Raw genomic sequence first — 17,940 nt, forward strand, 5'->3', positions numbered from 1 at the left:
TCGTCAGGCAACCGGAGCAGCATACAACGACCGCTCCAGGACAACGAAACTACCATGACCGGCCGGGATCCCGCCCGCCCGGCCCCCGGCGGACCCCGCCACGGCTACTGTGCCCCCATCGCCCCAGGCCCCCATCCCCGCCGAGGAGGACCCCACGTGCCGCACCCCCTGGACGCCGCCGCGGTACGTACCTGGTGCGCCCTGGCGCTGCGGGCGCTGGGCCGGGCCCGGGAGGAGATCGACGCGATCAACGTCTACCCGGTGGCGGACGGGGACACCGGCACCAACCTCTATCTGACCGTGGAGTCCGCCGCCCGTGCGGTGGACGCCGTCTTCGAGGGCCGGGCCACCGGCGGGCCCGCCGCCCGCCCCGGGCTGCCGGAAGCGGTGCGAGCCATGGCCCATGGGGCGCTGATAGGGGCGCGCGGCAACTCCGGCACCATCCTGGCCCAGCTGCTGCGCGGCATGGCGCAGGTGCTGGGCGAGAGCGGCGGGGAGGCCCGGGGCGCGGCCGGCGGCGCCCTGCTGGGGCGGGCCCTGGGGCGGGCGGTGGAGTCGGCCTACGAGGGCGTGGCGCGGCCCGTGGAGGGCACCATCCTGACCGTCGCGGCGGCGGCCGCCGAGGCGGCCCGCGCACCCGGGGACCTCGCGGAGGTGGCGCACGCGGCCTACTCCAGGGCGTGCGCCGCACTGGAAGCCACCCCCCGCCAGCTGGACGTCCTGGACCGGGCCGGAGTGGTGGACGCCGGCGGCAAGGGCCTGGTGGAGGTGCTGGGCGCGCTCTGCGCCGCGCTCTCCGGCACCCAGGCGCCCCCCGCTCCGGAGCCCGCCGCGCCCGGCTGGCGGGCCGCACCGTGCCCCGCCGAACCCGGCGGCGGCCCCGGCGACGGCCCCGCCTTCGAGGTGATCTACCTGCTCCAGGCCGAGGACGCCGCCGTCGCCCGGCTGCGGGCCCGGCTGGATGCGCTGGGTGAGTCGCTGGTGGTGGTCGGCGGCGACGGGCTGTGGAACGTCCATGTGCATGTGGACGACGCCGGGGCCGCCGTGGAGGCGGGCGTGGAGGCCGGCCGCCCGCACCGGATCCGCATCACCCACTTCGGCGCCGCCGCCGAGGAGCGCACCCGGGTCCGGGAGCGGGTGCAGCGGGCCACCGTGGCGGCGGTGCCCGGCGAGGGGCTGGCCCGGCTGTGCGCCGAGGCGGGCGCCACCGTGGTGGCCGTACGCCCCGGGGAGCCGCCCAGCAGCGCCGAGCTGGCCGAGGCCATCCGGCGGGCGCACGCCCATGAGGTGGTGCTGCTGCCCAACGACCCCGAACTGCGGCATGCCGCCGCCGACGCCGCCGACACCGTCCGCGCCGAGGGCGTCCGGGTCGCCCTGATCCCCACCCGCTCCCCGGTCCAGGGCATCGCCGCGCTCGCCGTCCATGAGCCCGGCAGGCGCTTCGACGAGGACGTGGTCGCCATGACCGCCGCCGCCGGCGCCACCCGCTACGCCGAACTGGCCGTCGCCGAGCGGCAGTCCTGGACCATGGCGGGCGTCTGCCAGGCCGGCGACGTACTCGGCCTGATCGACGGCGATGTGGCCGTCATCGGCCGCGACCTGGCCGCCACCGCCGAGACCGTGCTGGACCGGATGCTGGCGGCGGGCGGCGAGATGGTCACCCTGGTGCTGGGCCGGGACGTCCCGGACGCGGTCGCCGGCCGTCTGGAGCGGCATGTGCGCGGCGGTCACCTGGCCGTGGACACCGTGGTCTACCGGGGCGGCCAGCACTCCCCGCCGCTGATCGTCGGCATCGAATAGCCCCGGCTGTCGGTGGCCTGGTGTGCAATGGGTGACGTGCCCGCGCTCGACGAACCACTGAAGAAGATCCTCGGCGGCAACACCGCGAAGGTGATGGCCGAGCACCTCGGCCTGCACACCGCAGGCGACCTGCTGCACCACTACCCGCGCCGCTACGCCGAGCGCGGCGAGCTGACCCGGCTCGCCGACCTGCCGCTGGACGAGCACGTCACGGTGGTCGCCCAGGTGGCCAAGGCGGCGATGAAGACCTTCAACCAGGGCCGCGGCGTGCGCCTGGAGGTGGTGGTCACCGACGGCAGCGGCGCGCTGACCCTGGTCTTCTTCGGGCGCGGCGCCTACGCCCGGGAGAAGGAGCTGATCCCCGGCCGCCGCGGGATGTTCGCCGGCAAGGTGTCGGTCTTCAACCGCACCCGCCAGCTGCTGCACCCCGACTATGAGCTGCTGGACCGGGACAGCACCGCGGCCGCCGCCGAGGAGTTCGCCGGCCGGCTGCTGCCCATCTACCCGGCCTGCAAGCAGTTCCAGTCCTGGAAGCTGGCCAAGGCGGCCGGCACCCTGCTGGACCTCTTCGAGGCCGACGGCTGGCAGGGCCTGGTGGACCCGCTGCCCCCCGCGCTGCGCGAGGGGCGCGGCCTGGCCGCCCTGGCCGACGCCTTCCGCCAGGTGCACCGGCCCCGCACCAAGGCCGACATCGAACAGGCCCGGGCCCGGCTGAAGTGGGACGAGGCCTTCGTCCTCCAGGTCGCCCTGGCCCGCCGCCGTCACGCGGACGGCCAGCTGCCCGCCGTGCCCCGCAAGCCGGCCGCCGGCGGCCTGCTGGACGCCTTCGACGCCCGGCTGCCCTTCACCCTCACCGAGGGCCAGCGCAAGGTCTCCGCCGAGATCTTCGACGACCTGGCCACCGAGCACCCCATGCACCGGCTGCTCCAGGGCGAGGTGGGCTCGGGCAAGACCATGGTGGCGCTGCGCGCCATGCTGGGCGTGGTGGACGCGGGCGGCCAGGCGGCCATGCTGGCGCCCACCGAGGTGCTCGCCCAGCAGCACCACCGGTCCATCACCGAGATGATGGGCGACCTCGCCGAGGGCGGCATGCTGGGCGGCTCCGAGCAGGGCACCAAGGTGGTGCTGCTCACCGGCTCCATGGGCGCCGCCGCCCGCCGCCGGGCGCTGCTGGACCTGGTCACCGGCGAGGCGGGCATCGTGGTCGGCACCCATGCCCTGATCGAGGACAAGGTGCAGTTCCACGACCTGGGCCTGGTGGTGGTGGACGAGCAGCACCGGTTCGGCGTGGAGCAGCGCGATGCCCTGCGCTCCAAGGGCAGGCAACCCCCGCACCTGCTGGTGATGACCGCCACCCCGATCCCGCGCACCGTGGCCATGACCGTCTTCGGCGACCTGGAGACCTCGGTGCTGGACCAGCTGCCCGCCGGGCGCTCCCCGATCGCCACCCATGTGGTGCCCGCCCGGGACAAGCCGCACTTCCTGGCCCGCGCCTGGGAGCGGGTGCGCGAGGAGGTGGCCGGCGGCCACCAGGCGTATGTGGTCTGCCCGCGCATCGGCGACGAGGAGGAGCAGCCGAAGAAGGCCGCCGGGGACGATCCGGAGAAGCGGCCGCCGCTGGCGGTGCTGGACATCGCCGAGCAGCTGGAGCGGGGGCCGCTGGCCGGGCTGCGGGTGGCGGTGCTGCACGGGCGGATGCAGCCGGAGGCCAAGGACGAGGTGATGCGCGCCTTCGCGGCCGGCGAGCTCGATGTGCTGGTGGCCACCACGGTGATCGAGGTGGGGGTGAATGTGCCCAACTCCACCGTGATGGTGATCATGGACGCGGACCGGTTCGGCGTCTCCCAGCTGCACCAGCTGCGCGGCCGGGTCGGCCGGGGCTCGGCCCCCGGGCTGTGCCTGCTGGTCAGCGAGGCGCCGGAGGGCAGCCCGGCGCGGGCCCGGCTGGCCGCCGTGGCCGGCACCCTGGACGGCTTCGAGCTGTCCCGGATCGACCTGGAGCAGCGCCGCGAGGGCGATGTGCTGGGCCAGGCCCAGTCCGGGGTGCGCTCCTCACTGCGGATGCTGGCCGTCATCGACGACGAGGAGGTCATCGCCGCCGCCCGTGAGGAGGCGAGCGCGGTGGTCGCGGCCGACCCCGGGCTGAGCGGGCTGCCGGAGCTGCGGACCGCCCTGGACGCCCTGCTGGACAAGGAGCGGGAGAGCTTCCTGGACAAGGGCTGAGGCCACCGGCGACAAGGGCCGAGACCACCGGCGGGGCGGCATCCAGGGACAGAACCTAGGCTTTAGACGCTGACCCCACCGCGTGACCCCCACCGCCCGACCCACGCCCGACCCACCGCCACCACCAAGGACCCGAGGACCTCATGACCCGCGTGATCGCCGGCGCCGCCGGCGGACGACGGCTCGCCGTGCCGCCCGGCACCGGCACCCGCCCCACCTCCGACCGGGCACGCGAGGGCCTGTTCTCCACCTGGACCTCGCTGCTCGGCAGCCTCCGGGGCACCCGGGTGCTCGACCTTTACGGCGGCTCGGGCGCCGTCGGCCTGGAGGCGCTCTCCCGCGGCGCCGCGCACACCCTGCTGGTGGAGGCCGACGCCCGCGCGGTGAAGGTCATCCGGCAGAACGTCCGCACCGTCGGCCTGCCCGGCGCCGAGGTGCGCCCGGGCCGGGCCGAGCAGCTGGCCGCCGCCCCGGCGCCGCCCGGCGGCCCGTACGACATCGTCTTCCTGGACCCGCCGTACGCGGTGACCGATGACGAACTGCGGGAGATCCTCCTCACACTCGCCGCCGGGGGCTGGCTGGCCGAGGAGGCATTGATCACTGTGGAGCGCGGCACCAGGGGCGGGGAGTTCCGCTGGCCGGCGGGCTTCGAGGGGCTGAGGGCCCGTCGCTACGGCGAGGGGACGCTTTGGTACGGTCGCGCCGCCTCGGCGTGCCCGGCCCCGGACACGCCATGAACGCACCGGAGAGCGAGGAACCACCGTTGTTGCGCCGCGCCGTCTGTCCGGGGTCGTTCGACCCCGTCACCAATGGACACCTCGACATCATCGCCCGGGCGTCGAAGCTCTATGACGTCGTGCATGTGGCAGTGATGATCAACAAGTCGAAGCAGGGCCTGTTCACCGTCGAGGAGCGGATAGAACTGCTGCGGCAGGTCACCGCCGAGTACGGCAATGTGGTGGTGGAGTCCCACCACGGCCTGCTGGTCGATTTCTGCAAGGAACGCGACATCCCGGCCATCGTCAAGGGCCTGCGCGCCGTCAGCGACTTCGACTACGAGCTGCAGATGGCCCAGATGAACAACGGCCTCTCCGGGGTGGAGACGCTGTTCATCCCCACCAATCCCACCTACAGCTTCCTGTCCTCCAGCCTGGTCAAGGAGGTCGCGGCCTGGGGCGGGGACGTCTCCCATCTGCTGCCGCCGGTGGTGCTGGAAGCGCTCACCGGGCGGATCGCCGGCGACCGGTAGTCCTGACGGGGCGTCAGTGACTGCCGGACGGCGCCCGCCGGCCGTACAGTCATGGCGTTCGGTGCCCATCGCTCAAGGGAAGAGTGGCGATCGTCAAGGTGGACGTGCAGAAGAAGCTCGACGAGATCGTCACGGCCGTCGCCGGCGCCCGCTCCATGCCGATGTCGGCCTCCTGCGTCGTCAACCGGGCCGAACTGCTGGCCCGGCTGGAGGAGCTGCGCCAGGCGCTGCCCGGCTCGCTGGCCCAGGCGCAGGAGCTCATCGGCGACCGGGAGAAGCTGGTGGCCGAGGCCCGTGAGGAGGCCGAGCGGATCATCGAGTCGGCCCGCGCCCAGCGCGGTTCGCTGATCTCCGACACCGAGGTGGCCCGCCGGTCCCGCGAGGAGGCCGACCGCATCCTGGCCGAGGCCCGCCGGGAGGCGGAGGCGATCCGCGCCGAGGCCGACGACTATGTGGACGCCCAGCTGGCCAACTTCGAGGTGGTCCTCACCAAGACCATCGGCGCGGTCGGCCGCGGCCGGGAGAAGCTGCTCGGCCTGGCCGAGGGCGGCCATGGCGAGGAGCCCGACCCCGACCTGCCGGAGCGCAGCACCGACCCCGCCGCCCAGCGGCACAATGCCGACGCCTATGTGGACGCCAAGCTCGCCGCGGTCTCGGCGGTGCTCAGCAGCACCCTGGAGGCCGTCGGCCGGGGCCGGGAGAAGCTGGGCGGCGCCCGCCCCATCGACGAGCTGGCCGCCCATCTGGCCGCCCAGGACGAGCTCCAGGCCGGCAGCGGCACCGGCGACTTCCTGGCCGAGCTGGCGGCGCCCCAGCAGCCTCAGCAGCCCGAGTACGTCCCACAGCCCCAGCACGCCCCGCAGCAGCCACAGGTGCCGCCCCAGCAGCCCGCCTATGACGCCTACCAGGACTACCAGCAGCCCCAGCAGCCGTCCTACGACTACCAGCCGCACTACGCCCAGCAGACCGACCCCTACGCGGTCCCCGGCGGCTACCAGCAGCCGGACGCCTACACCTGGCCGGTGCCGAACCCGCCCGGGCCGTACCCCTCGGACGGCGGCTACGGGGCGTCCTCCCCGCTGCCCCAGGAGCAGGTTCCCCAGCAGCAGCACAGCGGCGCGGCGCTGGACGAGACCAGCTTCTTCGACACCAGCATGATCGACCTCGACCAGCTGCGCCGGTACGAGCAGGGGCGCTGACCCCGGGCGGATTGGGCCCACGGCGGGCCGTGAAGTATCCTGGCTCTTCGGTCGCGAGTATCTCCGCGATCCGGGCTGCCCTGAGCGCGTCGCCAGCCGATCGCCGCCGGGGTGGCCGTCACCGCAGCGTAGAAAGCAGGAAGCCCTGAACGCCCGCCTCGATCACCGTTCTCCGCTTGTGTTCGACACACACGAGCTGGGCCGGCGTCCCGGTGCGCTCAAGCGGCTCTCCCGCTCCGTCCAGGCCCCGGCCGACCTCGGCATCGAGGTCATCGGCGTGGCCGAGGGCGCGCCGGTGGAGCTGGAGCTCCGCCTGGAGTCGGTCATGGAAGGGGTGCTCGTCACAGGCACCGCCCGTGCACCGCTGACAGGGGAGTGCGTAAGGTGTCTGGAGCCGCTGGAGCGAGAGCTCGAAGCGGACTTCCAGGAGATGTACTCCTACCCCGACGCCGATGACCGGGGCCGCCCTGTGGCGGAGCCCGGCGACGACGCCGAGGACGAGGAGGACATGCTCTTCCTCGAGGGCGACCTGTTCGACCTCGAACCCGTGCTGCGTGACGCGGTGGTGCTCGCACTGCCGCTGCAGCCGGTGTGCCGGGAAGACTGCCCCGGCCTGTGCTCCGAGTGCGGAGCGCGGCTGGCGGACGAACCGGACCACCACCACGAGACCGTCGACATTCGTTGGGCGGCACTGCAGGGACTCGCCGGATCCGGCCAGGACGGCGAGATGGACAACGCACCCCGTTCCGACGGGGATGACTCACAGGAGAAGTAGCCGTGGCTGTTCCGAAGCGGAAGATGTCGCGCAGCAACACGCGCCACCGCCGGTCGCAGTGGAAGGCTGCGGTCCCCACCCTGGTGGCGTGCGAGCGCTGCCACGAGCCGAAGCAGCAGCACATCGCGTGCCCCAGCTGCGGCACCTACAACAAGCGCCAGGTCCTCGAGGTCTGATCGGCGGGTGACAGGCTCTATGTCGGACGCCACCATGCCGTCCCGCTCCCGCGGGACGGGTTCGGTGCCGCAGGCGGACACGGCCTCGTCTCTCGCGCTTCTGGAAGGGCGGCTCGGGTACGAACTCGAGACCGCCCTTCTGGTGCGTGCGCTGACCCACCGTTCCTACGCGTACGAGAACGGCGGTCTGCCCACCAACGAGCGGCTGGAGTTCCTCGGGGACTCGGTGCTCGGCCTGGTGGTCACGGACACGCTCTACCGCATCCACCCCGACCTGCCCGAGGGCCAGCTGGCCAAGCTGCGGGCCGCGGTGGTCAACTCCCGGGCACTGGCCGAGGTCGGCCGCGGTCTCGACCTGGGCTCCTTCATCCGGCTCGGCCGGGGCGAGGAGGGCACCGGAGGCCGGGACAAGGCATCCATCCTCGCGGACACCCTGGAAGCGGTGATCGGCGCGGTCTATCTGGACCGGGGTCTGGACGCCGCCGCCGAGCTGGTGCACAGGCTCTTCGATCCGCTGATCGAGAAGTCCTCCAACCTCGGGGCCGGCCTGGACTGGAAGACCAGCCTCCAGGAACTGACCGCCACCGAGGGGCTGGGCGTGCCCGAGTATCTCGTCACCGAGACCGGGCCCGACCACGAGAAGACCTTCACGGCTGCCGCCCGCGTCGGTGGTGTCGCGTACGGCACCGGCACCGGCCGCAGCAAGAAGGAAGCGGAGCAGCAGGCGGCCGAGTCCGCCTGGCGCGCCATCAACGAGGCGGCCCAGGCCCGCGCCAAGGCCCAGGCCGCGGCCGGGGACGCCGAGGGCGAGGCCAAGCCCGCTTCGTACTGAACCACCCTCCGGCCCGCGAGCGCTGACCAGGCGCTCGCGGGCCGGAGGCGTTTCCAGTCCCGTCGTCTTCGGGGCCTGCCGTTTTCGGGTCCCGTCGTCTTCCAGGAGAGCCGTGCCCGAGCTGCCCGAGGTAGAGGTCGTCCGCCGCGGTCTTCAGCGGTGGGCCTGCGGGCGTACCGTCGCCGCCGTGGAGGTGCTGCACCCCCGCGCGGTGCGCCGGCACCCGGCCGGAGCCGCCGACTTCGCCGCGGCGCTCACCGGGCATCCGCTGGGCGCCGCCATGCGGCGCGGCAAGTACCTCTGGCTGCCGCTGGGCGACCAGCCCAGGGCCGTCCTCGCCCACCTGGGGATGAGCGGCCAGCTGCTGATCCAGCCGGAGAGCGCCCCGGACGAGAAGCATCTGCGGATCCGCATCCGCTTCGCCGACGCCGCCGGCACCGAGCTGCGCTTTGTGGACCAGCGCACCTTCGGCGGCCTCTCGCTGCACGACACCGGCCCCGAGGGGCTCCCGGATGTGATGGCGCACATCGCCCGCGACCCGCTGGACCCCGCCTTCGACGACGCCGCCTTCCATACCGCGCTGCGCCGGCGCCGCACCACGGTCAAACGCGCCCTGCTGGACCAGTCGCTGATCAGCGGGGTGGGCAATATCTACGCCGACGAGGCGCTGTGGCGCACCCGGCTGCACTACGAGCGGCCGACCGCCACCCTGACCCGGCCGCGCACCGCGGAGCTGCTGCTGCACATCCGCGAGGTGATGAACGAGGCACTGGCGGCCGGCGGCACCAGCTTTGACAGCCTCTATGTCAATGTGAACGGCGAATCCGGCTATTTCGACCGGTCGTTGGACGCCTACGGCCGGGAGGACGAGCCCTGCCGCCGCTGCGGCACGGCGCTGCGCCGCCGGCCGTGGATGAACCGGTCCAGCTACTTCTGCCCCAACTGCCAGCGCCCGCCGCGCGGTTAGCCCTTCGCCCGGTCGTACTCCCGCCGGGCCTCGTCGATTTCCGGCATCCGCTCCTCCAGCAGCTCGATCAGGCTGAGCAGCCGGTCGGCGACGCTCCGCCCGAGCGGGGTGAGGCAGTAGTCCACCCGCGGCGGATTGCTCTGCTGTGCCTTGCGGTGCACCAGGCCGTCGCGCTCCAGGGCGTGCAGGGTCTGGGCGAGCATCTTCTCGCTGACGCCGTCCACCCGCCGCCGCAGCTCATTGAAGCGCAGGGTGTCCTCGCGCAGGGCGCCCAGGGTCAGGCTGCCCCAGCGCCCGGTGACATTGGCCAGAGCCTCCCGGGAGGGGCAGCTGCGGGAGAAGACGTCATAGGGCAGCGCCTCGCCGCAGCCATGTGTCGTCGTCATGGGGCCACCCTACTCCGGTAAAGCGCTGTGCAAAGGGTTGCGCTTCCTAAAAGTTAGTGCTTTCCTTTCCTCGGTTGAACCCGTCTCCCCGAGGAGCTCCCCCCGTGACCACCCCCGTTGTTTCCATCGCCTACCACTCCGGCTTCGGCCACACCGCCGTCCTGGCCGAGGCCGTCCGCGAGGGCGCCGCCCGCGCCGGGGCCACCGTGCACCTGGTCAAGGTGGACGAGATCACCGAGGAGCAGTGGGCGCTGCTGGACGCCTCCGACGCCATCGTCTTCGGCTCTCCCACCTACATGGGCACCGCCTCCGGCGCCTTCCACGCCTTCGCCGAGGCCTCCAGCAAGCGCTGGTTCACCCGGGCCTGGGCGGACAAGCTGGCGGCCGGCTTCACCAACTCCGGCTCCAAGAGCGGCGACAAGCTGCACACCCTGCAGTTCTTCAGCGTGCTCGCCGCCCAGCACGGCATGCACTGGGTGAGCCTGAACCTGCTGCCCGGCTGGAACGCCTCCACCGCCTCGGAGAACGACCTCAACCGGCTCGGCTTCTTCCTCGGCGCCGCCGCGCAGAGCAACAACGACCAGGGTCCGGAGGGCGTGCACAAGGCCGACATCGCCACCGCCGAGCACCTGGGCACCCGGATCGCCGAGCAGGCGAAGATCTTCGTCGCCGGGCGCGCCGCCGCCTGACGGCCGGTGCGAGCCTGACGAGCAGTGCGAAGGGCCGTTGGCCGCGGGCGGGTTCCGCAGCCAACGGCCCTTCGCCTCAAGTGAGTTGGATGCCTGCCTCAGTAGCCGAAGTCCTGGGTCCACCAAGGGCCGCCGGGCCCCTTGCGCACCCCGACACCCAGCGTCCGGTACTCGCAGTTGAGGATGTTCTGCCGGTGGCCCGCGCTGCGCATCCAGGCCTCCATCACGGTGTGCGCGTCGGGGTGGCCGCGGGCGATGTTCTCCCCGCCCAGGTTGCGGACGCCATGCCGGGCGGCCCGGTCCCAGGGGGACCTGCCGTCCGGGTCGGTGTGGTCGAAGAAGCCCCGCCGGGCCATGTCATTGCTGAAGGACTGGGCCAGTGAGGTCAGCCGGTGATCGGCGCGCAGCGGCCGGCAGCCCGCCTTCGCCCGCTCGGCGTTGACCAGGGAGAGGATCTGGCCGGTGACGGTGGCGTGCATCTCCACCAGGGCCTGGGCGCCGGGCCGGGGCCGCACCCGCGAGGACGGTCCGCTCACCGAGGGCACTCGAGCGTCCCGGCCCGGCCGGGCGCCCGGTGCGGGGGGCCGGGGCGCCTGGGCGGGCTGCCGCGGGGCCGCCGCCGGCAGCGGCGCGCTGCCCTGCGGGGGCCGCGCCGCCCGGCGGGGGGCGGCGGCCTGCTGGGCGGGGGCGGCCTGCCGGGGAGCGGAGACCTGCTCCACCGCCGGGACGGCGGGCGCGGACGCCGCCGGTGCCGGGCCGTCCGGGACGCCCGTCCCGGCGGCGGGGCCTCCCGAGGTACTCTCCGGCCGCTGCACCGGGGCCGTGGGGCCGGAGTAACGCGGTACGGGCGCGGGGCCGGGCCGGGCGTCGGCCGCCGGGGCGGTGTCCGGCGGCGCCAGGGGGGCGTCCAGCGGGGCGTCGGCCCGTACCTGGCCGCTGCCCCCCGCCCCATGCCCGCCCGAGCCGTCGCCCCCGGCTCCCAGCGGGTTGCCGGGCAGCAGCCCGGAGACCATGGCGACCGCGCCCATGGCCACCGCGGCCGAGGCGCCGAACAGCCCGGTGCGCACCGGCGCCCGGTTCTTGGCGGCCTTCGCCGCCGCGCCCTCCTTCCGCCGGGCGGGCCGGTGCGGGCTGCGGTGCCGGCCGGGGGCCGGGGCGGGGCCGGAGGCGCCGGCGAGGGGGATGGGTACGGTGGGGGCTTCGGCCGGATCCAGGGGTCCGGCGGGCCGGTTCGTCAGGGACACGGACTCGGAGGTCGCAGGGGCAGAGCGTCGATGACGACCCATCCGCAAGGCCTTCCTTAGTGCTCGGCGGCAAAGTGCGTCACTCGTACGAGGGAGCCTTTTCGAGCGGTGACCTTACGGCATCAGATGAGGGGCCGAAGTGCTGCTTATCTAATTGCCCGGTTAGCGTGCAGACATGAACGAGAATGTCCGTCTGACCGCCTGGGTTCGTGGCCAAGTGCAGGGTGTTGGTTTCCGGTGGTTCACCCGGGAGAACGCCCTGCGCATCGGGGAACTGATCGGCTTCGCGTCCAACCTGGCCGACGGGCGGGTCCAGGTGGTCGCCGAGGGGCCGCGAGCCGGCTGCGAACAACTGCTCGACTGGCTCCGTACGGGGGACACTCCGGGGCGGGTGGACGGTGTCACGGAGATCTGGGCCGTCCCGCGCGGCGGCTATGACGGCTTTGAGATCCGCTGAGGGGGGCCGGGAATCCGCAAACCGTCTTCGGTATATTCCGCTGGCATATTCAGTCCCGGTAAATGGCCTGCTGGTTGCCAAGACGGGCCCGCCGTGCAAGGCTGCTCTGAACGGATGATCTCTACGCCCTCCAGGTGCCGGGAGAAGAAAGCGCCCGCGCATTCCGCCCGCCGTGCACTCGTGGGACGCCTGTGGATACGGGGCGTGATCGTGTTGACCGTCTAACCATTTGGTGAGACGCTGGAAGCCCCGCGCACCTTAGCTGTTTGGCATTGAAACACCGCAGTAGTGATGGCAGACACCGCGGGTGCGAATCCCTCACGACCCACACCGCTTCGGTCGGTCACTCAGTGTGGAGGACCATCCATCATGGCAAAGGCGCTTCTCGGTTACGTCGGCGGCTCCGACCCCCGAGTCCTCTCCGAGATGCGGCGGCTTCAGCAGCGAGTCCAGGACCTGGAATCCGAGCTCATCCGGATGCAGGCCGAGAACGAGGCGCTGACTGCCGCCGCTCACCGCGGTGACTCGCTGCTCGAAGGCATCGACGTATCCCAGGCGGAGCCTGCGCTCGCCTGACCGCACGCCCCGCCCCGGGGGCCCGGTCGGGCTGCACTGTCAGCCGCTTGAGAATCTGCAAGGGACGCTTCGGCGTCCCTTCGTCGTTTCCGTAGGCCCCCGCTTATTCCTGATCCCGCCCCCACACCGCATCATGTGCCCTGCACCTTCCAGGGTGAAACCGAGATGAACGGTAGAGTCCTACCGCGTGCACCTCAAGAGCCTGACCCTGAGAGGCTTCAAATCCTTCGCCTCCGCCACCACACTGCGCTTTGAGCCCGGCATCACCTGTGTCGTGGGCCCCAATGGCTCGGGGAAGTCCAATGTGGTGGATGCCCTGTCCTGGGTGATGGGCGAGCAGGGCGCCAAGTCGCTGCGCGGCGGCAAGATGGAGGACGTCATCTTCGCCGGGACCACCGGCCGCCCCCCGCTGGGCCGCGCCGAGGTCTCGCTGACCATCGACAACTCCGACGGGGCGCTGCCCATCGAGTACGCCGAGGTGACCATCACCCGGATCATGTTCCGCAACGGCGGCAGTGAATACCAGATCAACGGGGACACCTGCCGGCTGCTGGACATCCAGGAACTGCTCTCCGACTCCGGCATCGGCCGCGAGATGCATGTCATCGTCGGCCAGGGACAGCTGGACTCGGTCCTGCATGCCGACCCCCAGGGCCGCCGGGCCTTCATCGAGGAGGCGGCCGGCGTCCTCAAGCACCGCAAGCGCAAGGAGAAGGCGCTGCGCAAGCTGGACGCCATGCGCGCCAATCTGGCCCGCGTCCAGGACCTCACCGACGAACTGCGCCGCCAGCTCAAACCGCTGGGCCGGCAGGCCGCGGTGGCCCGCCGGGCCGCCGTCATCCAGGCCGACCTGCGCGATGCCCGGCTGCGGCTGCTCGCCGACGACCTGGTCACCCTGCGCCGCGCGCTCCAGGCGGAGATCGCCGACGAGGCCGCGCTCAGGAGCCGCAAGGAGGCCGCCGAGGCCCAACTGCGCGCCGCGGCCGAGCAGGAGGCCGCGCTGGAGGAACAGGTCGCCCAGCTGGCGCCCCGGCTGGCCCGGGCCCAGCAGACCTGGTACGAACTCTCCCGGCTCGCCGAGCGGGTCCGTGGCACCGTCAGCCTGGCGGACGCCCGGGTGACCGGCGCCCGTTCGGCGCCCGAGGAGGAACGGCGCGGCCGTGACCCGGAGGACCTGGAGCGCGAGGCCGCCCGGATCAGGGAGCAGGAGGCCGAGCTCCAGGCCGCGCTGGAGGCGGCGAGCCGGGCCCTGGAGGACACCGCACAGCACCGCGCCGGGCTGGAACGCCGGCTGGCCGAGGAGGAACGCCGGCTGCGGGACGCCGCCCGGGCCAGCGCCGACCGCCGGGAGCAACTGGCCCGGCTGCAGGGCCGGGTGAGCGCCGCCCGCGGCCGGGTCGCCTCCGCCGAGGCCGAGATCGGCCGGCTGGCCGCCGCCCGCGACGAGGCCCGGGAACGGGCCGCGGCCGCCCAGGAGGAGTACGAGCGGCAGCGCGCGCTCGGCGCGGGGGCCGATGCCGAGGACCTCGAACTGACGGAACGTCAGGAGCAGGCCAAGCGGGAACTCGCCGCCGCCGAGGAGGAGTTGGCCGCCGCCCGGGAGGCCGCCACCGGCGCCGACCGGCGGCGTGCGGCGCTCGCCGCCCGCCATGAGGCACTCGCCCTGGGACTGCGCCGCAAGGACGGCACCGGCGCGCTGCTGACGGCGCAGGAACGATTGGCCGGAGTGCTGGGACCGGCCGCCGGACTCCTCACCGTGGCCCCCGGATACGAACTCCCCGTCGCCGCCGCGCTGGGCGCCGCCGCCGACGCGGTCGCCGTCCGCTCACTCGCCGCCGCGGCCGAGGCACTGCGCCTGCTGAAGAAGGAGGACGCCGGGCGCGCGGTGCTGCTGCTGGCCGGGGCGCCCCGGGCGGAGCGCACGGTGCCCCCGGCGGGCTGCCGCGCCGCCGCCGAACTCGTCGGCGCCCCGCCCGAGTTGCTGCCCGCGGTGCACCGGCTGCTGCACGGGGTGGTGGTGGTCGACTCCCTGGAGCAGGCCGAGGAACTCATCGCCGCGCACCCGGCGCTGACCGCCGTGACCACCGAGGGCGATCTGCTGGGCGCCCATCTGGCCCAGGGCGGATCCGCCGGGGCGCCCAGCCTGCTGGAGGTGCAGGCCGCGGTGGACGAGGCCGCCGCGGAACTGGCCCGGCTGGAGCGTGACTGCGCCGCCTTGGCCGACCGTCAGCGCACCGCGGCCGAGGAACGCGCCCGCCGGGCGGCCCTGGTGGAGGAACTCGCCGCGCTGCGCAGCCGGGCCGAGCGGGAGAAGTCCCGGCTGGCCCAGGACCTGGGGCGGCTGGCCGGGCAGGCCCGTGCCGCCGCCGGCGAGGCGGAACGCGCCGCGGCGGCGGCCGCCCGCGCCGAGGAGGCGCTGGCCCAGGCCGCGGGGGAGGCGGAGGAGCTGGCCGAACGGCTGGCGGTGGCCGAGACGCTGAGCGAGCGGGAGGACACCGGGGAGCCGGACACCGCCGTCCGGGACCGGCTGGCGGCGGACGGGGCCAACGCCCGGCAGACCGAAATGGAGGCCCGGCTTCAGGTCCGTACCCATGAGGAGCGGGTCAAGGCCCTGGCCGGACGGGCGGACGCACTGGACCGCGCGGCGCGGGCCGAGCGGGAGGCGCGGGTACGGGCCGAGCGGCGCCGGGCCCGGCTGCGCCATGAGGCCGACGTGGCCACCGCCGTGGCGGCCGGTGCCCGGCAGCTGCTGGCCCATGTCGAGGTCTCCCTGGAGCGGGCCGAGGCGGAGCGCCTGGCGGCCGAGGAGGCCAAGGCCGCCTGGGAGCGCGAGCTCACCGAGCAGCGCAACCGGGCCCGTGAGCTGAAGACCGAGCTGGACAAGCTGACCGACTCGGTGCACCGGGGCGAGGTACTGGGCGCCGAGAAGCGGCTGCGCATCGAGCAGCTGGAGGCCCGGGCGCTGGAGGAGTTCGGCGTGGAGCCGGCCGGCCTGGTGGCGGAGTACGGCCCGGACCTGCCGGTGCCCCCCTCGCCGCCGGCCGAGGGCGAGGAGCTGCCGGAGGACCCGGAGCACCCGCGCAACCGGCCGGTGCCCTATGTGCGCGCCGAGCAGGAGCGGCGGCTGAAGGCCGCGGAGCGGGCGTACCAGCAGCTGGGCAAGGTCAATCCGCTCGCCCTGGAGGAGTTCGCGGCGCTGGAGGAGCGGCACAAGTTCCTCTCCGAGCAGCTGGAGGACCTCAAGAAGACCCGCGCCGACCTGCTGCAGGTGGTCAAGGACGTGGACAAGCGGGTGGAGGAGGTCTTCACCGAGGCCTACCGGGACACCGCCCGGGAGTTCGAGGGCGTCTTCTCCCGGCTCTTCCCCGGCGGCGAGGGGCGCCTGGTGCTCACCGATCCCGAGGACATGCTGGCCACGGGGGTGGATGTGGAGGCCCGTCCGCCGGGCAAGAAGGTCAAGCGGCTGTCCCTGCTCTCCGGCGGCGAGCGCTCACTGACCGCGGTGGCCCTGCTGGTGGCGATCTTCAAGGCCCGGCCCAGCCCGTTCTATGTCATGGACGAGGTGGAGGCGGCGCTGGACGACACCAACCTCCAGCGGCTGATCGGGATCATGCGGGAACTCCAGGAGAGTTCCCAGCTGATCGTGATCACTCACCAGAAGCGGACCATGGAGGTGGCGGACGCGCTCTACGGCGTATCCATGCAGGGCGACGGGGTCTCCAAGGTCATCAGCCAGCGGCTTCGTTAGCGATCTTTCAAGTAGTGAAGGCAACTTGCTGGAAACTGTGAGAGAACTTCTTCGTCACAGTCTATTGACTTAGAAAATTGAAGGCATAGGGTCTGCTGCGTTGCTTATGCCTTCAAGTGGTGGCCGATTTGATCTTGTGTCCCACTGGAAAGGCCACCCCCACACCGCCCGGCAGAGTCGCCGGCGCCCAGGAGTACACGTTGACCAGCACTGCGATGGCGCAGGGGTCCGCGGGCCGTAAGGCCCAGCCGGACCACCTCGGCCATGTCATCTTCATCACCGCGGCCGCGGCCATGGGTGGCTTCCTCTTCGGCTACGACAGTTCCGTGATCAACGGTGCGGTCGAGGGTATTCGCCACAAGTACGACATCGGCTCGGCCGCCCTCGCCCAGGTCATCGCCATCGCGCTGATCGGCTGCGCGGTGGGTGCGGCCACCGCGGGCCGCCTGGCCGACCGGATCGGCCGGATCCGCACCATGCAGATCTCCGCCGCCCTCTTCACCGTCAGCGCCGTCGGCTCAGCGGTGCCCTTCGCCCTGTGGGACCTCGCCCTGTGGCGCGTCCTGGGCGGCATCGCCATCGGTATGGCCTCGGTCATCGGCCCGGCCTATATCGCCGAGGTCTCCCCGCCCGCCTACCGCGGCCGGCTGGGCTCCTTCCAGCAGGCCGCCATCGTGGTCGGCATCGCCATCTCGCAGCTGGTCAACTGGGGCATCCTCAACATGGCCCACGGCAAGCAGCGCGGCCATCTGATGGGCATCGAGGCCTGGCAGCTGATGCTGGGCGTCATGGTGGTCCCGGCGGTCCTCTACGGCCTGCTGTCCTTCGCCATCCCCGAGTCCCCCCGCTTCCTGATCTCGGTCGGCAAGACCGACAAGGCCAAGGCCGTGCTGGCCGACGTCGAGGGCAAGGACATCGACCTGGACGCGCGTGTCGCCGAGATCGAGCAGGCGATGCACAGCGAGGAGAAGTCCACCTTCAAGGACCTGATCGGCGGCCGCGGCGGCTTCCTGCCCATCGTCTGGATCGGCATCGGGCTGTCGGTCTTCCAGCAGTTCGTCGGCATCAACGTCGCCTTCTACTACTCCTCCACGCTGTGGCAGTCGGTGGGCGTCAACCCGGAGAGCTCGTTCTTCTACAGCTTCACCACCTCGATCATCAACATCGTGGGCACCGTGATCGCCATGGTGCTGGTGGACCGGATCGGCCGTAAGCCGCTGGCCCTGGTGGGCTCCGCCGGCATGGCGATCTCCCTGGCCCTGGAGGCCTGGGCCTTCGCCTCCAAGAGCGCGGCGGGCACGCTGCCGACCGCGCAGGGCACCGTCGCCCTGATCGCCGCCCACGCCTTTGTGCTCTTCTTCGCCCTGTCCTGGGGCGTGGTGGTGTGGGTCTTCCTGGGCGAGATGTTCCCCAACCGGATCCGCGCCGCGGCGCTGGGCGTCGCCGCCTCCGCGCAGTGGCTGGCCAACTGGGCCATCACGGCCAGCTTCCCCAGCCTCTCCGACTGGGACCTGTCCGGCGCCTACATCATCTACGCGGTCTTCGCCGTGCTCTCGATCCCCTTCGTGCTGAAGTTTGTGAAGGAGACCAAGGGCAAGGCGTTGGAGGAGATGGGCTGA

At 72.7% G+C, this 17,940-nt stretch carries 16 protein-coding genes; 14 read left to right on the top strand and 2 right to left on the bottom strand.

From position 1 onward, the window contains the following. The first annotated feature begins 156 nt into the window (after positions 1–156). The 9 genes from CV755_RS30555 to mutM all read left to right on the top strand — a co-directional run bounded on the left by CV755_RS30555 (position 157) and on the right by mutM (position 9,221). Positions 157–1,800, top strand: a complete 1,644-nt coding sequence (locus tag CV755_RS30555; RefSeq protein WP_109283697.1) for a DAK2 domain-containing protein — start codon at positions 157–159, stop codon at positions 1,798–1,800. 27 nt (positions 1,801–1,827) lie between these two features. Then, positions 1,828–4,023: an ATP-dependent DNA helicase RecG gene (gene recG / locus CV755_RS30560; RefSeq protein WP_109283698.1), complete on the top strand. Its 2,196-nt coding sequence runs from the start codon at positions 1,828–1,830 to the stop codon at positions 4,021–4,023. A gap of 143 nt (positions 4,024–4,166) precedes the next feature. Continuing rightward, the gene (rsmD, locus tag CV755_RS30565; protein WP_109283700.1) at positions 4,167–4,760 is read left to right on the top strand and encodes a 16S rRNA (guanine(966)-N(2))-methyltransferase RsmD; all 594 of its coding nucleotides are present in this window, start codon (positions 4,167–4,169) and stop codon (positions 4,758–4,760) included. Then, a complete protein-coding gene (gene coaD / locus CV755_RS30570; protein ID WP_109283702.1) occupies positions 4,757–5,272 on the top strand; it encodes a pantetheine-phosphate adenylyltransferase in 516 nt (171 codons plus the stop codon). The genes rsmD and coaD overlap by 4 nt, the downstream gene beginning before the upstream one ends. Positions 5,273–5,370: 98 nt before the next feature. After that, the gene (locus CV755_RS30575) at positions 5,371–6,471 is read left to right on the top strand and encodes an ATP synthase F0 subunit B (protein WP_109283825.1); all 1,101 of its coding nucleotides are present in this window, start codon (positions 5,371–5,373) and stop codon (positions 6,469–6,471) included. Between the two features lie 145 nt (positions 6,472–6,616). Further along, complete coding sequence (locus CV755_RS30580) at positions 6,617–7,246, top strand: YceD family protein (protein WP_109283704.1); 630 nt, start codon at positions 6,617–6,619, stop codon at positions 7,244–7,246. Positions 7,247–7,248: 2 nt separating this feature from the next. Then, positions 7,249–7,422, top strand: a complete 174-nt coding sequence (rpmF, locus tag CV755_RS30585; RefSeq protein ID WP_003951102.1) for a 50S ribosomal protein L32 — start codon at positions 7,249–7,251, stop codon at positions 7,420–7,422. A gap of 19 nt (positions 7,423–7,441) precedes the next feature. Beyond that, entirely contained in the window at positions 7,442–8,254 is an 813-nt protein-coding gene (rnc, locus tag CV755_RS30590) for a ribonuclease III (protein WP_109283706.1), read from the top strand. A gap of 112 nt (positions 8,255–8,366) precedes the next feature. Next, complete coding sequence (gene mutM, locus CV755_RS30595) at positions 8,367–9,221, top strand: bifunctional DNA-formamidopyrimidine glycosylase/DNA-(apurinic or apyrimidinic site) lyase (RefSeq protein WP_109283707.1); 855 nt, start codon at positions 8,367–8,369, stop codon at positions 9,219–9,221. Here the strand turns inward: mutM and CV755_RS30600 are convergent. Continuing rightward, on the bottom strand, positions 9,218–9,607 hold the full coding sequence (locus CV755_RS30600; protein WP_109283709.1) for a winged helix-turn-helix transcriptional regulator: 390 nt from the start codon (positions 9,605–9,607) through the stop codon (positions 9,218–9,220). The genes mutM and CV755_RS30600 overlap by 4 nt on opposite strands. 104 nt (positions 9,608–9,711) lie before the next feature. On the opposite strand from CV755_RS30600, the gene CV755_RS30605 reads away from it, so the two are divergent. Continuing rightward, positions 9,712–10,296 (top strand): flavodoxin family protein, encoded by a 585-nt coding sequence (locus CV755_RS30605; RefSeq protein ID WP_109283711.1) that lies wholly within the window; start codon positions 9,712–9,714, stop codon positions 10,294–10,296. Between the two features lie 98 nt (positions 10,297–10,394). Here the strand turns inward: CV755_RS30605 and CV755_RS30610 are convergent, their stop codons facing one another. Further along, positions 10,395–11,540: a CAP domain-containing protein gene (locus tag CV755_RS30610; RefSeq protein ID WP_241561500.1), complete on the bottom strand. Its 1,146-nt coding sequence runs from the start codon at positions 11,538–11,540 to the stop codon at positions 10,395–10,397. Between the two features lie 175 nt (positions 11,541–11,715). On the opposite strand from CV755_RS30610, the gene CV755_RS30615 reads away from it, so the two are divergent. The 4 genes from CV755_RS30615 to CV755_RS30630 all read left to right on the top strand — a co-directional run bounded on the left by CV755_RS30615 (position 11,716) and on the right by CV755_RS30630 (position 17,940). Continuing rightward, complete coding sequence (locus CV755_RS30615) at positions 11,716–11,997, top strand: acylphosphatase (RefSeq protein ID WP_109283714.1); 282 nt, start codon at positions 11,716–11,718, stop codon at positions 11,995–11,997. A gap of 369 nt (positions 11,998–12,366) precedes the next feature. Beyond that, a complete protein-coding gene (locus CV755_RS30620) occupies positions 12,367–12,573 on the top strand; it encodes a hypothetical protein (protein WP_109283716.1) in 207 nt (68 codons plus the stop codon). Positions 12,574–12,760: 187 nt separating this feature from the next. Then, positions 12,761–16,321, top strand: a complete 3,561-nt coding sequence (gene smc, locus CV755_RS30625) for a chromosome segregation protein SMC (RefSeq protein WP_109283718.1) — start codon at positions 12,761–12,763, stop codon at positions 16,319–16,321. A 200-nt stretch (positions 16,322–16,521) separates the two neighbouring features. Beyond that, on the top strand, positions 16,522–17,940 hold the full coding sequence (locus CV755_RS30630) for a sugar porter family MFS transporter (protein WP_161968772.1): 1,419 nt from the start codon (positions 16,522–16,524) through the stop codon (positions 17,938–17,940).

This window comes from Streptomyces orinoci, assembly GCF_003121295.1.
Classification (GTDB): Bacteria; Actinomycetota; Actinomycetes; order Streptomycetales; family Streptomycetaceae; genus Streptomyces; species Streptomyces orinoci.